11 protein-coding genes are annotated in these 17,433 nt (G+C 63.3%); 4 read left to right on the top strand and 7 right to left on the bottom strand.

Annotated features, from left to right (window positions below):
* Window positions 1–148 precede the first annotated feature (148 nt).
* From ASE26_RS07590 to ASE26_RS07580, 3 genes are all read right to left on the bottom strand, one after another.
* Window positions 149–2,404 carry an arginine/lysine/ornithine decarboxylase gene (locus ASE26_RS07590; RefSeq protein WP_055926417.1) on the bottom strand — a complete coding sequence of 752 codons (2,256 nt, stop codon included), beginning with the start codon at window positions 2,402–2,404 and terminating at the stop codon, window positions 149–151.
* 83 nt (window positions 2,405–2,487) lie between these two features.
* Complete coding sequence (locus ASE26_RS07585; RefSeq protein ID WP_055926414.1) at window positions 2,488–3,051, bottom strand: DUF4337 domain-containing protein; 564 nt, start codon at window positions 3,049–3,051, stop codon at window positions 2,488–2,490.
* Window positions 3,052–3,054: 3 nt separating this feature from the next.
* Window positions 3,055–3,537, bottom strand: a complete 483-nt coding sequence (locus ASE26_RS07580; protein ID WP_082507157.1) for a dihydrofolate reductase — start codon at window positions 3,535–3,537, stop codon at window positions 3,055–3,057.
* Window positions 3,538–3,751: 214 nt separating this feature from the next.
* Between ASE26_RS07580 and carA the strand changes: the two genes are divergently transcribed.
* Genes carA through ASE26_RS07560 form a run of 4 tightly spaced genes read left to right on the top strand, consistent with a single transcriptional unit; the run spans window position 3,752 to window position 11,994 of the window.
* The gene (gene carA, locus ASE26_RS07575) at window positions 3,752–4,909 is read left to right on the top strand and encodes a glutamine-hydrolyzing carbamoyl-phosphate synthase small subunit (protein ID WP_055926409.1); all 1,158 of its coding nucleotides are present in this window, start codon (window positions 3,752–3,754) and stop codon (window positions 4,907–4,909) included.
* Window positions 4,902–8,717, top strand: a complete 3,816-nt coding sequence (gene carB, locus ASE26_RS07570) for a carbamoyl-phosphate synthase large subunit (protein WP_055926407.1) — start codon at window positions 4,902–4,904, stop codon at window positions 8,715–8,717. Before carA ends, carB begins: the two co-directional genes overlap by 8 nt.
* A gap of 3 nt (window positions 8,718–8,720) precedes the next feature.
* Window positions 8,721–10,454, top strand: a complete 1,734-nt coding sequence (locus ASE26_RS31930; protein ID WP_055926404.1) for a methyl-accepting chemotaxis protein — start codon at window positions 8,721–8,723, stop codon at window positions 10,452–10,454.
* Window positions 10,455–10,467: 13 nt separating this feature from the next.
* Entirely contained in the window at window positions 10,468–11,994 is a 1,527-nt protein-coding gene (locus ASE26_RS07560; protein ID WP_055926402.1) for a M48 family metallopeptidase, read from the top strand.
* On the opposite strand, the gene ASE26_RS07555 is transcribed toward ASE26_RS07560, so the two are convergent.
* The 4 genes from ASE26_RS07555 to ASE26_RS07540 are packed head-to-tail and all read right to left on the bottom strand — an operon-like array spanning window position 11,991 to window position 17,421.
* Entirely contained in the window at window positions 11,991–12,962 is a 972-nt protein-coding gene (locus ASE26_RS07555) for a thymidylate synthase (protein WP_055926398.1), read from the bottom strand. The genes ASE26_RS07560 and ASE26_RS07555 overlap by 4 nt on opposite strands.
* Before the next feature lie 12 nt (window positions 12,963–12,974).
* On the bottom strand, window positions 12,975–14,519 hold the full coding sequence (locus ASE26_RS07550; protein WP_055926395.1) for a DEAD/DEAH box helicase: 1,545 nt from the start codon (window positions 14,517–14,519) through the stop codon (window positions 12,975–12,977).
* Entirely contained in the window at window positions 14,516–15,595 is a 1,080-nt protein-coding gene (locus ASE26_RS07545; protein WP_055926392.1) for a low specificity L-threonine aldolase, read from the bottom strand. Before ASE26_RS07545 ends, ASE26_RS07550 begins: the two co-directional genes overlap by 4 nt.
* An 8-nt stretch (window positions 15,596–15,603) precedes the next feature.
* Window positions 15,604–17,421 carry an ABC transporter transmembrane domain-containing protein gene (locus ASE26_RS07540; RefSeq protein WP_055926389.1) on the bottom strand — a complete coding sequence of 606 codons (1,818 nt, stop codon included), beginning with the start codon at window positions 17,419–17,421 and terminating at the stop codon, window positions 15,604–15,606.
* Window positions 17,422–17,433 lie beyond the last annotated feature (12 nt).

The raw sequence follows: 17,433 nt of genomic DNA, 5'->3' as shown, positions 1-17,433 counted from the left end.
TTTCAAAGTATCTGAATGCTGGCGGAATACTCAACTATCTCGTGGTTGCGCAGTTGGCGTCTCCTGAACGCCAGCGTGAGGCGGCCATGAATGCAAAAAAGCCCGCAGGGACTTGCGTCCTGTGCGGGCTTCTTTCTGCGGGACGAGCTTACTGCCTGACGCAGTCGACGAAGTAGTCTTTGCGGCCGTTCACTTCGCGCTTGACCAGGCCGTGCACGTCGGTCTCGAAGCCTGGGAAGCGTTCGTTGAAGTCACGTGCGAAGCGCAGGTAGTCCACGATGGTCTTGTTGAAGCGCTCGCCCGGGATCAGCAGCGGGATGCCCGGCGGGTAAGGCGTCAGCAGGATCGAGGTGATACGGCCTTCCAGGTCGTCCAGCGCCACGCGTTCGATTTCGCGGTGGGCCATCTTGGCGAAAGCGTCCGACGGCTTCATTGCAGGCACCATGTCCGACAGGTACATCTCGGTGGTCAGGCGCGCCACGTCGTAGGCTTTATAGAAGTCGTGGATCTGCTGGCACAGGTCGCGCAGGCCCATTTGTTCGTAACGCGGGTTGGCAGCCGAGAACTCCGGCAGGATGCGCCACATCGGGGCGTTCTTGTCGTAGTCGTCCTTGAACTGTTGCAGTGCGGTCAGCAGCGTGTTCCAGCGGCCTTTGGTGATGCCGATGGTGAACATGATGAAGAAGGAGTACAGGCCGCACTTCTCCACGATCACGCCGTGTTCCGCCAGGTACTTGGTCACGATCGACGCCGGGATGCCGGTCTCGCCGAACTGGCCGTCCAGCGACAGGCCCGGGTTGACGATGGTGGCCTTGATCGGGTCGAGCATGTTGAAGCCCGCCTTCAGGTCGCCGAAGCCGTGCCACTTCTTGCTGTCTTCGGTGAAGATCCAGTCTTCCTGCGAGCCGATGCCTTCTTCGGCGAAGCTGTCCGGACCCCAGACCTTGAACCACCAGTCCTGGCCCCATTCTTCGTCGATCTTCTTCATCGCGCGGCGGAAGTCCAGCGCTTCCAGGATGGACTCTTCCACCAGGGCGGTGCCGCCCGGCGCTTCCATCATGGCTGCTGCCACGTCGCAGGAGGCGATGATCGAGTACTGCGGCGAAGTCGAGGTGTGCATCAGGTACGCCTCGTTGAAGGCATCCTTGTCCAGCTTCACAGTCTCCGAGTCACGCACCAGCACCTGCGAAGCCTGCGACAGGCCGGCCAGCAGCTTGTGGGTCGACTGGGTCGAGAAGATCATCGACTCCTTGGCGCGCGGGCGGTCCTTGCCGATCGCGTGCATATTCTTGTAGAAATCGTGGAAGGTGGCGTGCGGCAGCCAGGCTTCGTCGAAGTGCAGGGTGTCGATCTTGCCGTCCAGCATTTCGCGCAGGGTTTCCACGTTGTAGACCACGCCGTCGTAGGTCGACTGGGTAATGGTCAGGATGCGCGGCTTCTTGTTCACCGCAGCCTGGGCGAACGGGTTGTTGGCGATCTTGCGCTCGATGCTCTCCATGGTGAATTCCTCGAGCGGGATCGGGCCGATGATGCCGAGGTTGTTCCGGGTCGGCATCAGGAACACAGGGATCGCGCCGCACATGATGATCGAGTGCAGGATCGACTTGTGGCAGTTACGGTCAACCACGACGATGTCGCCCGGGGCCACGGTCGAATGCCACACCATCTTGTTGGAGGTGGAGGTGCCGTTGGTGACGAAGTAGGCGTGGTCGGCGTTGTAAATACGGGCAGCGTTGCGCTCGGACGCGGCGACCGGGCCGGTGTGGTCCAGCAGCTGGCCCAGCTCTTCCACCGCGTTGCAGACGTCGGCGCGCAGCATGTTCTCGCCGAAGAACTGGTGGAACATCTGGCCGATCGGCGACTTCAGGAACGCCACGCCGCCGGAGTGGCCCGGGCAGTGCCAGGAGTAGGAGCCGTCGTTCGCGTAGTGCACCAGGGCACGGAAGAATGGCGGCGCCAGGCTGTCCAGATAGGACTTGGCTTCGCGGATGATGTGGCGCGCCACGAATTCCGGGGTGTCCTCGAACATGTGGATGAAGCCGTGCAGCTCGCGCAGGATATCGTTAGGGATATGGCGCGAAGTGCGGGTTTCACCGTACAGGTAGATCGGGATGTCAGCGTTCTTGTAGCGGATTTCTTCGACAAACGCGCGCAGCGATTTCAGTGCGTTGTCGGTTTCCTCCGGCGTGCCGCCGCCGAACTCTTCGTCGTCGATCGACAGTACGAAAGCGGAGGCGCGCGACTGCTGCTGCGCAAATTGCGCCAGGTCGCCGTAACTGGTCACGCCCAGGACGTCCATGCCCTCATTTTCCATCGCCGCGGCCAGGGCACGAATACCCAGGCCGGACGTGTTCTCGGAACGGAAATCCTCGTCAATGATGACGATGGGGAAGCGGAATTTCATCGATGGTCTCCAGGCGCGACCAAGCGCCTCAAAAAAATAAGACCGGGAGTATCGCAGAATTTACGCTCCCGGGGGAAAAAACTTTACAGCAACGCAATCACGCCCAGGCCGATGCCCACCGCCGCCACGCCGTAGGTGGCATACATCAGCCATTTACGGTTGGTCAGCAGGGTGATCGCGGCCAACGCAATGGCGATTTGTTCGGCCGTGGTGGCCAGTGCCCACTGGTGGTGCTTGTGCAGGGCGTGATCCGATTTATGGTCCCAGTCGGTCGATTTTGCTTCCCATCCCTCGGCATCCTTCTTGATGGCGTCCTTCTCTTCCTTGTAGCGCAGCACCTCGGCCTTGAACTTCTCCACATCGGCGTTTGGCAGCAGCATGGCCAGCTCCGCCAGGTTTTGCTTGGACGATTTGGCCTGGTAGTAGTTCCAGCGGTTCGACGCTTCGGTCTTGGCGATGGCCGCATTGTTCTTGAACAGGGCTGCATCGTTCTGCGTAGCGCCGCCCTGGTAGCCGAAGATGGCGCCCACGGTAGCCAGGATGGCCGTTGTCACGGCGATGTTGCCGGAGAATTTGTCGTTGCTGTGTGCTGCGTGTTCCACGGCGTGGTCATGCGGGCCGTGGACGTGGAAACCGTGTCCGGACATGTTTTAGTTCCTGATAAAGCTGATGAATGAATAAGGCAGCCCGGCTGCCGAAACGTGCTCCTCGCGCGCTACTTCCTGCCATTCGCCCGCCGCCAGCGCCGGGAAGAATGCATCGCATTCGTAAGTGCGGCCGATGCGGGTGATTACAAGCTTATCAACCAGCGGCAAGGCTTGCTGGTACACCTGCGCGCCGCCGATCACGAATGCCTCGTCGGTGCCGGCGATCAGGGCCTTCGCTTCGTCCAGCGAGCCTACGCGCTCCACGCCGTCGTGCTGCCATTGCGCGTTGCGGCTGATGACGATGTTGCGGCGGTTGGGCAAAGGGCGGCCGATCGAATCGAAGGTCTTGCGGCCCATGATAATCGGGTGGCCGGAAGTCAGGCGTTTGAAGTGCGCCAGGTCCTCCGGCAAGTGCCAAGGAAGAGTGTTGTTGATGCCGATGCCATTACTGGAATCTGTGGCAACGATAATGGTCAAATTCGTCATGGCCGACATTATATATCGGAGCACTTTGCAATCCGGTCACGTTGCGGAATTGCGCCACCGCAATGTATTTTGGCCTTGGAACGGGGCCTTGTGACGTTTGGAGAGTTTTGGCGGGGGTGTGCCGGCGTATCGTAGCTTCCAGCGCGCTAGGAATTACTGCTGAGTAATTCTGTTTGTTGGTTTTATAACGATATGGACCCCAGGAGAACCCCTGATGAAACACCCACTCAAGCATCCCCAAGGGAATGCCGGGCGCGCTATTCTCGCATTGGCTGATGGCACCCTGTTTGAAGGCACCTCGATCGGTGCCAATGGCTCCACGGCTGGCGAAGTCGTATTCAATACCGCCATGAGCGGGTACCAGGAAATCCTGAGCGACCCAAGCTACAGCCGCCAGATTGTCACGCTGACTTATCCGCACATCGGCAACACCGGCGTCAACCGCGAAGATGGCGAAGCGCCTTTGATCCACGCGGCAGGCCTGGTGGTGAAAGACGTGCCTTTCCTCGCATCGAATTTCCGCAGCGAGCAAGACCTGTCGTCCTGGCTGGCGGAGCAGGGCGTGGTTGCCATCGCCGGCATCGATACCCGCAAGCTGACCCGCATCCTGCGCGAGAAGGGTGCCCAGTCCGGCGCTATCATCGCCGGCGGCGCAGCGGAAGAGGCATTGCGCCTGGCCCGCGAGTTTCCCGGCCTGTCCGGCATGGACCTGGCGCAAACCGTCAGCACCGCTGCGCCATACGAATGGAACGAGACCGAATGGATGCTGGGCCACGGCCATGGCCGCCAGGTGCAGCCGCGCTGCCACGTGGTGGCCTACGACTTCGGCGTGAAAGCCAATATCCTGCGCATGCTGGCCCAGCGCGGCTGCCGCGTGACGGTGCTGCCTGCCAAAGCCGGCGCCGCAGCAGCACTGGCCCTGCACCCGGACGGGATCTTCCTGTCGAACGGCCCTGGCGATCCCCAGCCCTGCGACTACGCCATTGAAGCCGCACGCGAATTGATTGAACGCGGCGTGCCGACTTTCGGCATCTGCCTCGGCCACCAGATCATGGCATTGGCTTCCGGCGCCCGCACCGTGAAGATGAAATTCGGCCACCACGGGGCCAACCATCCTGTACAAGATATCGAGACTGGACGTGTCATGATCACCTCGCAGAACCACGGCTTTGCCGTCGATCCTGATTCGCTGCCGAATAACTGCGCAGTCACTCATATTTCCCTGTTCGACGGTTCGCTGCAAGGCTTCCGCCGCATCGACAAACCGGCGTTCTGCTTCCAGGGGCACCCGGAGGCATCGCCGGGACCGCACGACCTGGCGCCGCTGTTTGACCGCTTTGTCAGCATGATGGAGGGCGCACGCCATGGCTAAGCGGACCAACATCAAGCGCATCCTGATCATTGGCGCCGGCCCGATTGTGATCGGCCAGGCCTGCGAATTCGATTACTCCGGCGCCCAGGCCTGCAAAGCGCTGCGCGAAGAGGGGTATGAGGTGGTGCTGGTGAACAGCAACCCGGCCACCATCATGACCGACCCGGGCATGGCCGATGTCACCTATATCGAGCCGATCACCTGGGAAACCGTGGCGCGCATTATCGAGAAAGAGCGTCCGCAGGCCGTGCTGCCGACCATGGGCGGCCAGACCGCGCTGAATTGCGCGCTCGACCTGCACCGCCACGGCGTGCTGGAATGCTTCAATGTGGAGTTGATCGGCGCTACACCGGAAGCCATCGACCGCGCCGAGGACCGCGCCAAGTTCAAGGCAGCCATGGAGCGTATCGGCCTGCAGTCGGCGCGTTCCGGCATTGCCCATACCATGGCCGAAGCCTGGCAGGCGCAGGAACGCCTCGGCTTCCCGGTCATCATCCGCCCGTCCTTCACCATGGGCGGCAGCGGCGGCGGCATCGCCCGCACTGCCGACGAATTCACCGCCATCTGCCTGCGCGGCCTGGAGCTGTCGCCGACTTCTGAACTGCTGATCGAGGAATCGCTGATCGGCTGGAAGGAATTCGAGATGGAAGTGGTGCGCGACCGCAAGGACAACTGCATCATCGTCTGCTCGATCGAAAACCTGGACCCGATGGGCGTGCATACCGGCGACTCGATCACCGTCGCTCCGGCCCAGACGCTGACGGACAAGGAATACCAGATCATGCGCAATGCCTCGCTGGACGTGCTGCGCGAGATCGGCGTCGATACCGGCGGCTCGAACGTGCAGTTTGCGGTCAATCCGCAGGACGGCCGCATGATCGTGATCGAAATGAACCCGCGTGTGTCGCGCTCCTCCGCGCTGGCTTCCAAAGCGACCGGCTTCCCGATTGCCCGCGTCGCGGCCAAGCTGGCAGTCGGCTTCACGCTGGACGAACTGCAGAACGATATTACCGGCGGCGCCACCCCGGCCTCTTTTGAGCCCGCGATTGACTACGTAGTGACCAAGATCCCGCGTTTCGCATTCGAGAAGTTCGCCGGCGCCAACGACCGCCTGACCACGCAAATGAAATCCGTGGGCGAAGTGATGGCGATGGGCCGCACCTTCCAGGAATCGTTCCAGAAGGCGCTGCGCGGCCTCGATATCGGCGTTGACGGCCTGCAGCGCATCGCCACCGGCCGCGACGTGATCGAACAGGAATTGGGCCTGCCAGGCCCGCAACGTATCTGGTACGTGGGCGAGGCCTTCGCACAGGGAATGTCGCTGGCGGAGGTGAATCGCCTGTCGCATATCGATCCCTGGTTCCTGGCCCAGATCCAGGACCTGGTGGAAGTCGAGGAATGGGTAGCCACGCAGCAGTTGGGCGGTTTCGACCGCGCGGTGCTGCGCCGGCTGAAGCAGCAAGGCTTCGGCGACCGCCGCCTGGCCGACCTGCTTGGCGTGCACGAAGATGCGGTGCGCAAGCAGCGCCACGCCCAGGGCATCCGCCCGGTGTACAAGCGCGTCGACACCTGCGCCGGCGAATTCGCGACCCGCACCGCCTATATGTATTCCACCTATGACGAGGAATGCGAAGCCGAGCCGACCGGCGCCCGCAAGATCATGGTGCTGGGCGGCGGCCCGAACCGGATCGGCCAAGGCATCGAATTCGACTATTGCTGCGTGCACGCGGCGCTGGCAATGCGCGAAGACGGCTACGAGACCATCATGGTCAACTGCAATCCGGAAACCGTATCGACCGACTACGATACTTCCGACCGCCTGTACTTCGAATCGCTGACGCTGGAAGATGTGCTGGAAATCGTCGCCATCGAAAAGCCGGAAGGCGTGATCGTGCAGTACGGCGGCCAGACCCCGCTCAAGCTGGCCCTGGCGCTTGAAGCGAACGGCGTGCCGATCATCGGCACCTCGCCCGACATGATCGATGCGGCCGAAGACCGCGAACGCTTCCAGAAGCTGCTGTTTGAGCTGGACCTGCGCCAGCCGTCCAACCGCACCGCACGCACCGAGCAGCAAGCCGTGGCCATGGCGGAGGAAATCGGCTATCCGCTGGTGGTGCGCCCATCCTACGTGCTGGGCGGCCGCGCCATGGAAATCGTGCACGAGCGCGCCGACCTGGAACGCTATATGCGCGAGGCGGTCAAGGTTTCGCATGACTCGCCGGTGCTGCTGGACCGATTCCTGAACGACGCCATCGAAGTGGACGTGGACTGCGTCAGCGACGGCAGCCAGGTCGTGATCGGCGGCGTGATGGAGCACGTGGAGCAGGCCGGCATCCACTCCGGCGATTCGGCCTGCAGCCTGCCGCCGTATTCCCTGTCTGATGCCACCGTGGCGGAAATCAAGCGCCAGACGGTGCGCCTGGCCCAGGGCCTGAATGTAGTGGGCCTGATGAACGTCCAGTTCGCGGTCCAGCGCCAGAAAGCCGACGCCCGCATGGTGGACCGGGTGTATGTGCTGGAAGTGAATCCACGCGCCTCGCGCACCGTTCCTTTCGTTTCGAAGGCGACCGGCGTGCAGTTGGCCAAGGTCGCGGCGCGCTGCATGGCCGGCCAATCGCTGGCAGGGCAGGGTGTTACCGCGGAGGTGATTCCGCCTTATTACAGCGTCAAGGAGTCGGTTTTGCCGTTTGCAAAATTCCCCGGTGTCGACACCATCCTCGGGCCGGAAATGAAATCCACCGGCGAGGTGATGGGAACCGGCACCACCTTCGGCGAGGCTTTCATGAAAGCCCAGCTGGGCGCCGGCGTGCGCATCCCGCAGGCCGGATATGTCTATATGCGGGTGCGCAAGTCCGACCAGGCGCGCGCCGTGGCGCTGGCGCGCGAGCTGGCCGACGCCGGCTACTCGCTGTGCGCCAGCGAAATAACGGCTGCTGTACTGGAGGCGGGTGAAGTGCCGGTCAGTACCATCGAAGACGAAACCCTGCTAGGCTTGCTGGCCCTGCGTGAAATCGCCATGGCCGTGGTCACGGTGGACGAGAAACGCGTGGCCATTGCCGCCACACGCAGCCTGCGCATGGCGGCACTGGCTTCCGGCACGGTGATGTTTACCACGATCGCCGCAGCGGAAGCAGCGGCGGAAGCACGCAAGCATGCCGACAACACCACCGTGCGCTCGTTGCAGGAACTGCATGCCATGGGCGGCGCCGAACTGCGCCAGGCGCCGCCGGCGCCGCGTCCCGTGCCCGGCGCAGCAGACCTGGCTGCGGCAGCCTGGCAGGTGCCGGAACGCCGCGCCCAATCGCGCCAGCGCAGCGTCGGGGTGGAGCCGCTCAAGGTCTTCATTCGCCAGCCTTTCACCGAATCGAACGAACACGAGCAGCGCATGATCAACGAGATCATGCAGATGATCGACAGCGCCAACGGCTTGCCGCATGCCTTCGACTACCTGACCGGCTTGCAGGCCGAGAGTGCGGAGACCTTCCGTGCCTCGTTCGAGCGCAGCCAGGGCTTGCCGTTCACGCCGCAGAACTTCCGCCGCCACCGGCTTGCATTGCTGGACCAGGCGGACGTCATGCTCAACATCCGTGTTGGGATGAGTGAGAGCAGCGCTTTCGAGTTGAGCTATCACATATTCAAAGGGCGCCGAACACCTATCCTGTTCCTGGTGTGGAAAGGCGCGCCGATTAAAACCACGCTGCTGCGCGAACTCGATGACCTGGTGGATATCACCTATATCGAATTCGACGAAGTTTCGGAGCTGCGTGGCCGGTTGCATCAGTTTTTCAAATGTTTGGTAAAGGAGTGAGCGATGTTCAATAATTTCAAAATCAAGACCCTGCTGGTAGGCGTGCTGGGTTTGCTGATTGGCCTGCTGGCGATTATTGGCGGCCTCGGAATCCTGAGCGCGGAGCGCTCGGTCGGCCTGGTGAAGGACGTTACGGTAGCTAACCAGAAGAACATCGCGGAGCGCAACGCCATCCGCCTGGACATGGAAACGGGCCGCAGCCAGATCCTGCAGGCATTGCAGCATAATCCGGACTTCGCCTGGAGCAAGCTGCATGACCACCCGCTGACCAACCACTTCAACATCGTGGACGAAGTGACGGCGCGCGTGAACAAGCGCTGGGAGAGCTACCTGGCCAGCATCAAGACGCCGGAAGAGCGCAAGCTGGCCGAAGACTGGTTCGCCAAGAGCGATGGCCTGGGAGTGGAACACGTCCGGGCCGCCACGGCGGCAGTAAAGGAAAACCGCTGGGACGACGCGGAAACGGTCCTGATCAAGAAGATCAATCCGTCCTATCGTATCGGCGACGGTGCGCTGAAGACGTTGACTGAACACGCCGACAAGCGTATCGAGGCCGATGCCGCCGCGGTCGCAGCGGGCCTGAGCCGCAACAGCACCACCGTAACCGTGGTCCTGGTCTGCGGCCTGGCCCTGAGCGTATTCGCCGGCCTGGTACTGATGAAGGCGATCTCCGAACCCCTGGCGGAAGCCATGGACGTGGCGCACCGCGTTGCCGATGGCGACCTGAAAGGCCAGGCCACCAAACATTCGGACAACGAATTCGGCGAACTGCTGCGCGCCCTGGACAAGATGCGCGACAACCTGGGCGCCATCGTGACCGAAGTGCGCGGCGGCAGCGACACGATTTCCAGCGCATCGGCCCAGATCGCGGCAGGCAATATGGACTTGTCGGACCGCACCGGCGAGCAGGCCGCGTCGCTGGAGGAAACCGCCTCCTCGATGGAGGAACTGACCAGCACCGTCAGGCAGAATGCCGACAATGCACGCCAGGCCAACCAGCTTGCCGTTTCGGCATCATCGATCGCAACCAAGGGAGGCGAAGTGGTGGAACAGGTGGTGGCAACCATGGGATCGATCAACGAATCGTCGACCAAGATTGTGGACATCATCGCCGTTATCGACGGCATCGCCTTCCAGACCAACATCCTGGCGCTGAATGCGGCTGTGGAAGCGGCGCGTGCCGGTGAGCAGGGCCGCGGCTTCGCGGTGGTCGCCAGCGAGGTGCGCAACCTGGCGCAGCGTTCGGCCGCCGCGGCCAAGGAAATCAAGCAGTTGATCGACGATTCTGTTGGCAAAGTGGAAAGTGGAGCCAAGCTGGTGAACCAGGCCGGGCACACGATGAAGGAAATCGTGACGAGCATTCAGCGCGTGACTGATATTATGGGAGAAATTACCAGTGCTACGCAGGAACAAACTGCCGGCCTGGAACAAATCCACCAGGCCATCAACGAGATGGATACAATCACCCAGCAGAATGTGGCGCTGGTGGAGGAGGCAGCTTCGGCGTCCACGGCCTTGCAAGACCAGGCCAACAGCCTGTCGAAGATTGTCAGCGTGTTCCAGATCGATGGCCAGCGCCGCGAGCATCCTGCGGCGGTGCAGGCACGCGCGGTGATCCAGGCGGTTCGCACCAGGCCGGCATTGCCGGCCAAGGCAAGGCCGGCCCAGCGTGACGGCAAGGCGCCGGCATCGCGCAAGGTCGCCAATAGCCAGGTGGGAGATTGGGAAGAGTTTTAATTAAGGAGCATGATTGGAATACAAAGCGTTTGAGCACTTAGTCCGCCGGCTGGAACTGGATTCAAATGCCAGCCCGGAGGCATTCCGCCGCAAAGTGTTTGCGATCAGCCTGGCCGCCTATGCCATCCTGTTTGGATTGCTGGCCGGGCTGCTTGCATTATTTGTCATGCTCGTGCATTGGGCGATTGAATCGCATCGCGCCTTTGCGATGATCAAGACAGGCCTGGCCGGCCTGTTCCTGCTGTCCTTGATCTTTGTTGTCCTGCGCGTGATGCTGATGCGCCTCGATGCGCCGGTCGGCCGTGAACTGAGCCGCGACGAAGCGCCGAAGCTGTTCGACATCCTCGACAAGCTGTACGGCAAGCTGAAAGGCCCGCGTATCGAGCACGTCCTGATCACGGACGATTACAACGCGGCGATCGTCCAGCATGCCCGCTTCGGCCTTTTCGGCGGCTATCGCAACTACCTGCTGCTCGGCCTGCCTTTCCTGCTCGGTTCCACGCCGAAGGAAATGCTGTCCGTGCTGGCCCACGAGTACGGCCACCTGTGCGGCGACCATGGCAAGGGCTCCGCCCGCATTTATCGCCAGCGCCGCCTGTTCGTCGCCATGTACCAGCACCTGGAAAGCAGTGCGGACGACAACGTCCTCAGCGCGGCGATTGTCCGCGCCCTGAAACACTTCTTCCCGTATTACAGCGCCTACACCTTTGTGCTGTCGCGCCAGGATGAATACGAGGCCGACCGCACAGCAGTCGAAATGGCCGGCCACACAGCCACCGCCAACGTACTGGTACGATCCCGCCTGCTGGGTGACTGGATTGCCCGTGACTTCTGGCCAAGCATGTATGAAAACGCGGACCGCCTGGAACGCCCGCCGTTCATGCCGTTTGCGTCGATGCGGATGGCAATCAAGGTCAATTACGATGAATGGGCCACAAAAAAAGCGCTGGACGCTGCCTGGGCCGCGCGCTCTGACCTTGACGATACCCATCCCTGCCTGCGCGAGCGGCTGGATGCTATGGAGATGGCGCCGGACATGCCCCCTCCCGTAGAGACCAGCGCGGCCGATGTGATGCTGGCGTCCGGCGTGGGCAAGAGGCTGGAAGCGGAACTGGACCAGGACTGGTGGGAAGTCAATTCACGCGGCTGGGTGCATCGCTTCCGCCAGGTGAAGACGTCGCGCGCGCGCATCGTCGAGCTTTCAGCATCGCCGCTGGCCAAACTGTCGGTGCAGGACTTGATGGAACTGGCGACGTTGAAGCTGGAATTCGAAGAAACGGCTGGCGCCAAACCGGCCCTGGTTGAACTGATGAAGCGCGCAGGCGGCCCGTATCCGCGTGCCTCGCTGATGTATGGACGCGTGCTGGTGGCAGAAGGCGACCGCCGTGGCGTTGACCACCTGCGCGAAGCGGCGCTGAATGAGCCGCGCCTGCTGGAGGAAGCCGCGCAGCGCGGCTACCAGTTCCTGCTGGAGCGGGACGGCGAGGCCGTCGCCAACCGCTGGTGGGGCAGCATCGTGCCCCAGGACGAAACGGCTTAAACCGCCATCGGCGCCGTCAGCGGCGCGTGGTGCTGGTAGCCTTCCAGCGTGAAGTCGGAAGGCTCGATCTTCTGCAGCCATTCCGGCTCGTACTTGCCGGTTTCGGCGAACGATGGCACGCGGCTGTTGATATGCAGTTGCGGCAGCGGCAGCGGTTCGCGCTTCAACTGCTCCTGCACCATGTCCATGTGGTTCTCGTAGATGTGCGCGTCGCCGATAAAGTAGCTGAACCAGCGCGCCTTGTAGCCGGTCAGGCGCGCCACCAGGTGCAGCAGGGCGGCGCCTTCGGCGATATTGAACGGCGTGCCCAGGCCGATATCGTTGCTGCGCACGTACAGGCACAGCGAAATTTCGCGCGTAGTGGCGTTCGGGATGAACTGGTACAGCAGGTGGCAGGCCGGCAGCGCCACCTGGTCCAGCACGGCCGGGTTCCAGCCGTGGAACAGGATGCGGCGGCTCGACGGGTTGTTGACGATGGTGTCGAGGCATTCGCGCAGCTGGTCGATGGCCTTGTACATCAGGACTTTCTGTACTCCGTCTTCTTCCAGCGGCGACACCTGGCGGAAGCCGTTGCGTTCCGCGTCTTCGATCTGCGCGGCTGCGCCGGCGTCCAGCACCTTGTAGCCTGGCCACTGGCGCCACTGCACGCCGTACACCGGGCCCAGGTCGTCGGTGCCGGTGCGGTGCGGGTTGGCCAGCCATTGCGCATTTTCGTTGGCGTTCTGGTCCCAGACCTTGCAACCCAGGGCGCGGAAGTCGGCGGCACTGCGGGAGGCGCGCAGGAAGGCGCACAGCTCACCGACCACCGATTTGAAGGCCAGCTTCTTGGTCGTGACAGCAGGGAAGCCGTCGTTCATGTCGAAGCGCATCATGGCGCCCGGCACGCTCAGGGTGCGAATGCCGGTGCGGTTGTCCTGCCAGCTTCCCTGTTCCAGTACGGTGCTGATCAATTCTTTGTACTGCTTCATTCGTTTCTCCGTTTATCGTTTGTTGCCGCGGCCGCCTGGCTTGGAGGCGGCACGGCCGGCAGCGCGGGCGGTCGATTTGGCGCCGCGCGTTGCGGTCACCACGACTTTGCCGCCTTGCCCGCCGGAGGCGCCAGTGCCAGAACGCCCACCGCTGGCGCCTGCACCGGGGCTTCCCGCCCGAGCGCCGTAGATCGGTCCGCGCGAGCGTTGTTTTTCTTTCGGCGGCAGCTCTTCCTTCAGTCCGCCGAACCCGCCTGCAGGGCGTGGCGTTTCATCGCGCGCCGGCGCCGGCTGCTTGACTGCGGGCCGTGCCGCAGTGCCGGCTGCGGCGCCTTTCGCAGGCTTGGCAGCGCCGCGCGCCGGTTTGGCGGCGGGAGCGCGAGCGGCTGGCGCGCTTGGCGCGCCGGTCGATGGCACCCGGTGGTCCGCTTCAAAGCCCGCTTCCTCCAGGCGCGGCAGGACGGCGCCGGTCAGCTTTTCAATTGCCCGCAGCAGTTCGACTTCATCCGCGCAAATCAGCGAAATAGCTTCGCCCTCGGCGCCGGCGCGGCCAGTGCGGCCGATGCGGTGCACATAGTCCTCCGCCACGGTCGGCAAGTCGAAATTGACCACCAGCGGCAGGGCTTCGATATCGAGGCCGCGGGCGGCGACGTCGGTCGCCACCAGGATCTGCACGTCGTTGGCCTTGAACCGTTTGAGCGCCTTGATGCGGGCCAGTTGCGGCTTATCGCCATGGATCGAATCGGCCGAGATGCCTTCGCCCTGCAACAGGGCGGTCAGTTGCTCCACGCCCTTGCGGGTCTTGACGAACACCAGCACCTGGCCCCAGCCTTCCTTGCGCAGCAGGTGCACGAACAGCTCCGGCTTATTGCGCTTGTCGGTGGTGAACACCATCTGGCGCACGGTTCGCGCTGCCGTGTTGGGCGCACTGGCCTGCACGGTAAGCGGATCGCGCAGCAATTGCCTGGCCATTGCCCGGATCGGATCCGGCATGGTGGCCGAGAAGAGCAAGGTCTGGCGCTCGGCCGGCAGTACGGCAAACAGCAGGTCCAGGTCGGCGGCAAAGCCAAGGTCCAGCATGCGGTCCGCCTCGTCCAGCACCAGGGCTGTCAACTGGCCGAACTCAATGGCACCTTTGCGGTGCAGGTCGAGCAGGCGGCCCGGCGTCGCCACCAGCACGTCCAGGCCTTTGCGCAGTTTCGCCAGTTGCGGGTCCATTGGCACGCCGCCATAGGCCACGGCGGAACGCAGCGGCAGGTGGAAGCCATAGCTGTGGAAGCTCTGGTACACCTGGTCGGCCAGTTCGCGGGTGGGAACCAGCACCAGGCAGCGCACATGGTTCGGCGCGGCCGGCCCGCCTTCCATGGTCAGTCGCTGCAGCAGGGGCAGGGCGAAAGCGGCGGTCTTGCCGGTCCCGGTTTGCGCCGCGCCCAGCAGGTCGCGGCCTGCCAGGATTGCGGGGATAGCTTGTTTCTGGATTGGCGTCGGTGTGTTGTAGCCAATCGATTCGAGAGTGCGAAGGAGCCCGTCAATCAGGTCCAGCGAAGCAAAACTCATAGCGCGTCGCTCCATAAAGTGAGGGCGTGGCGGACTTGTTCGTCCGATAATGTGAGCAGGTTGTCGCCGACATACCATTCGGTATAGCTGGTGCCGGGCAGTTGTGCATGGGCCGCGCGGTTCAGCAGCCATACGCCGTGATGGGCGGCAGTTTCATTACGAATCTGCAGCAGGCGGTCGCGTTCAAGCGGCACATGGATATGCAGCATGTTCGCATGCGGCTGCGAAGGATTGGCGCGCAGGCGCGGGTAGTCGCGCAGGGTGTCGTACAGCCATTGCGTACGGCGGAAATATTCCGGCATGGCCGCCAGGCGTGCATCGAACTGCATCGCGGCGGCTGCCACGTATGGCGTGCGGTGGATCACGTTGCCGCCCTGGCGGCGGAACCATTCCTGGGCGCGGGCGATGAAGGCGCGGCTGCCCAGCAGCATGGCGCCACCCAGGCCGCCGATACCCTTGTACAGTGAAACGTAGACGCTGTCGAAGCCTGCCGCCACTTCGGCCGGCGAACGGCCATATCCTGCAGCAGCTTCCCACAGGCGCGCGCCGTCCATGTGCAAGTGGATGCCTTGTTCGCGGCAGTGGTTTTTGATCGCTGCCAGTTCATCCCAGCGCGGCGACTGGCCGCCCAGTTCGCGCGCGGGCAGTTCCAGCGACACGGCGGCCAGGCGATCCGGCACGGACTGCAACTCGCCGAGCGTGAACGGGCGATGCAGGTCGCCCAGCTGGATGGCCTGGAAATGCTCCAGCAACTGGTGATTGCTGCGCTCATGCTTGAAGATGTGCGCCGTTGGATGCAGCGCCACCAGGCGGCTGGCGCGCTCCATGCAGGCCAGGCGCAGCGCCGTGACCTGGGTCATGGTGCCGGTGATGCAGAAGGCGGCCGCCTCAAAGCCCAGCAGGCCGGCGGTCTTCTGCTCGAAGGACTGGATCAGCTCGCCTTCGCCATACACGTCGTGGGCAATGCCGTTGGCTTCGCACCAGGCGGCCATGGCGGCAAAGGTTGCGGCCGGCGAAGGCTGGCGATGGCCCGGCAGGACCGTATGGCAACCCTGGCGCAGTTCAGCGTCGGTCACGTTGCGCCTCAATGCGTCACGTGGACATGATGGAACTGCAGCGCCGCCAGGTTGGCGTAGATGCCGCCCAGCGCCACCAGCGTCTGGTGGGTGCCGGTCTCGACGATCTTGCCGTCTTCCATGACGATGATGCGGTCGGCGCGCTGCACGGTGGCCAGGCGGTGCGCGATGATGATGGTGGTACGGCCAACCATGGCCGCTTCCAGCGCACCTTGCACCAGGCGTTCGGATTCGGCGTCCAGTGCGCTGGTCGCTTCATCGAGCAGCAGCAGTGGAGGATTCTTCAGCAGCGCGCGTGCGATGGCGATGCGCTGGCGTTGTCCGCCGGACAGGCGCACGCCGCGTTCGCCGAGGAAGGACTTGTAGCCGTGCGGCAGGCGCTCGATGAATTCGTGGGCAGCGGCCAGGCGCGCGGCCTGGATCACTTCCTGGTCGGTCGCGTCTGCGCGGCCGTAACGGATGTTCTCCATCGCGTCGGCCGAGAAGATCACGGTATCCTGCGGCACGATGCCGATGGCGCCGCGCAGGGTGTGCAGGTCCAGCAGGCGGATATCGGTGCCGTCCAGGCGGATTGCGCCGGACTGCGGATCGTAGAAGCGCAGCAGCATCTGGAACAGCGTGGTCTTGCCGGCGCCGGAAGGGCCGACGACGGCAATGGTTTCGCCCGGCTTGATGTCGAGCGTCACATGGTCCAGGGCCAGGGTGTCGGGACGCGATGGGTAGCTGAACGTCACGTCCGACAGGCTGAGGGCCGCGCCATTGGCGGCGCGCGGCGGCAGGGCCTGGGGCAGCGCAGGGTTCTGGATATCGGAGCGAACGGCCAGCAGCTCGAGCAGGCGTTCGGTGGCGCCGGCCGCACGCTGGGCCTCGCCCATGACTTCAGACAGTGCGCCGATCGCGCCGGCGACGATGGAGGCGTACAGGATGAACTGACCCAGGTCGCCGCCGGTCATGGTGCCTTCCAGCACCGCGTGCGCGCCCAGCCACAGCACGAATACGATGGTGCCGAATACCAGCACGATCGCCAGCATGGTCAGGAAGGCACGCGCCTGGATGCGGCGCATCGCCGTGCTGAAAGCGCCTTCGACGGAACTGCCGAAGCGCTTCGCTTCCAGGCCTTCGTGGGTGAAGGCTTGCACTGTCGGCATGGCGTTCAGGATCTCGCCGGCCATGGCCGAGGCGTCAGCCACGCGGTCCTGCGAATCGCGCGACAGCTTGCGCACGCGGCGGCCGAAGATCACGATCGGCAGCACGGTCAGCACCAGCAGGCCGATGATGATCGAGGACAGCTTGGGGCTGGTAATGAACAGCATCACCAGGCCGCCCAGGAACAGCAGCACATTACGCAGGGCCATCGAAATACTGGTGCCCACCACGCTCTGGATCAGGGTGGTGTCGGTGGTCAGGCGCGACAGCACTTCGCCCGTTTTCGTGGTCTCGAAGAATTCCGGGCTTTGCTGCACCACGTGCGAATACACCGCGTTGCGGATATCGGCGGTCACGCGCTCGCCGAGCCAGGACACGCTGTAAAAACGCGCCGCGGTCGCCAGCGCCAGCACCGTGGCTACCGCAAACAGGGCCAGGAACACCTGATTCACGTGGGCCGCGCTGCGCACGCCCGCATCGGCGCCGAAGCCCAGGTCGATCATCTGCTTGAAGGCATACGGAATCGCCAGCGTGGAGGCGGCGGCGACCACCAGCGCGATGCCTGCGATGACGAAGCGGTTGCGGTAAGGCTTGAGGAAGGGCAGCAGGCCCTTGAAGGCCGCCAGGCTGCCTTTCGTGAGTTCTCGGGCTTCTGGCTGACCGTTTTTGGTGGTGCTCATTGCGTATTCTAC

Source organism: Duganella sp. Root198D2, from assembly GCF_001428585.1.
Lineage (GTDB): Bacteria > Pseudomonadota > Gammaproteobacteria > Burkholderiales > Burkholderiaceae_D > Rugamonas.
This window is presented reverse-complemented; position numbering and strand designations above follow the sequence as displayed.

Excerpts from the sequence above, each read along its gene's own strand:
- ASE26_RS07590 (WP_055926417.1), bottom strand. The coding sequence starts at position 2,404 with ATGAAATTCCGCTTCCCCATCGTCATCATTGACGAGGATTTCCGTTCC.
- ASE26_RS07585 (WP_055926414.1), bottom strand. The coding sequence starts at position 3,051 with ATGTCCGGACACGGTTTCCACGTCCACGGCCCGCATGACCACGCCGTG.
- ASE26_RS07580 (WP_082507157.1), bottom strand. The coding sequence starts at position 3,537 with ATGACGAATTTGACCATTATCGTTGCCACAGATTCCAGTAATGGCATC.
- carA (WP_055926409.1), top strand. The coding sequence starts at position 3,752 with ATGAAACACCCACTCAAGCATCCCCAAGGGAATGCCGGGCGCGCTATT.
- carB (WP_055926407.1), top strand. The coding sequence starts at position 4,902 with ATGGCTAAGCGGACCAACATCAAGCGCATCCTGATCATTGGCGCCGGC.
- ASE26_RS31930 (WP_055926404.1), top strand. The coding sequence starts at position 8,721 with ATGTTCAATAATTTCAAAATCAAGACCCTGCTGGTAGGCGTGCTGGGT.
- ASE26_RS07555 (WP_055926398.1), bottom strand. The coding sequence starts at position 12,962 with ATGAAGCAGTACAAAGAATTGATCAGCACCGTACTGGAACAGGGAAGC.
- ASE26_RS07550 (WP_055926395.1), bottom strand. The coding sequence starts at position 14,519 with ATGAGTTTTGCTTCGCTGGACCTGATTGACGGGCTCCTTCGCACTCTC.
- ASE26_RS07540 (WP_055926389.1), bottom strand. The coding sequence starts at position 17,421 with ATGAGCACCACCAAAAACGGTCAGCCAGAAGCCCGAGAACTCACGAAA.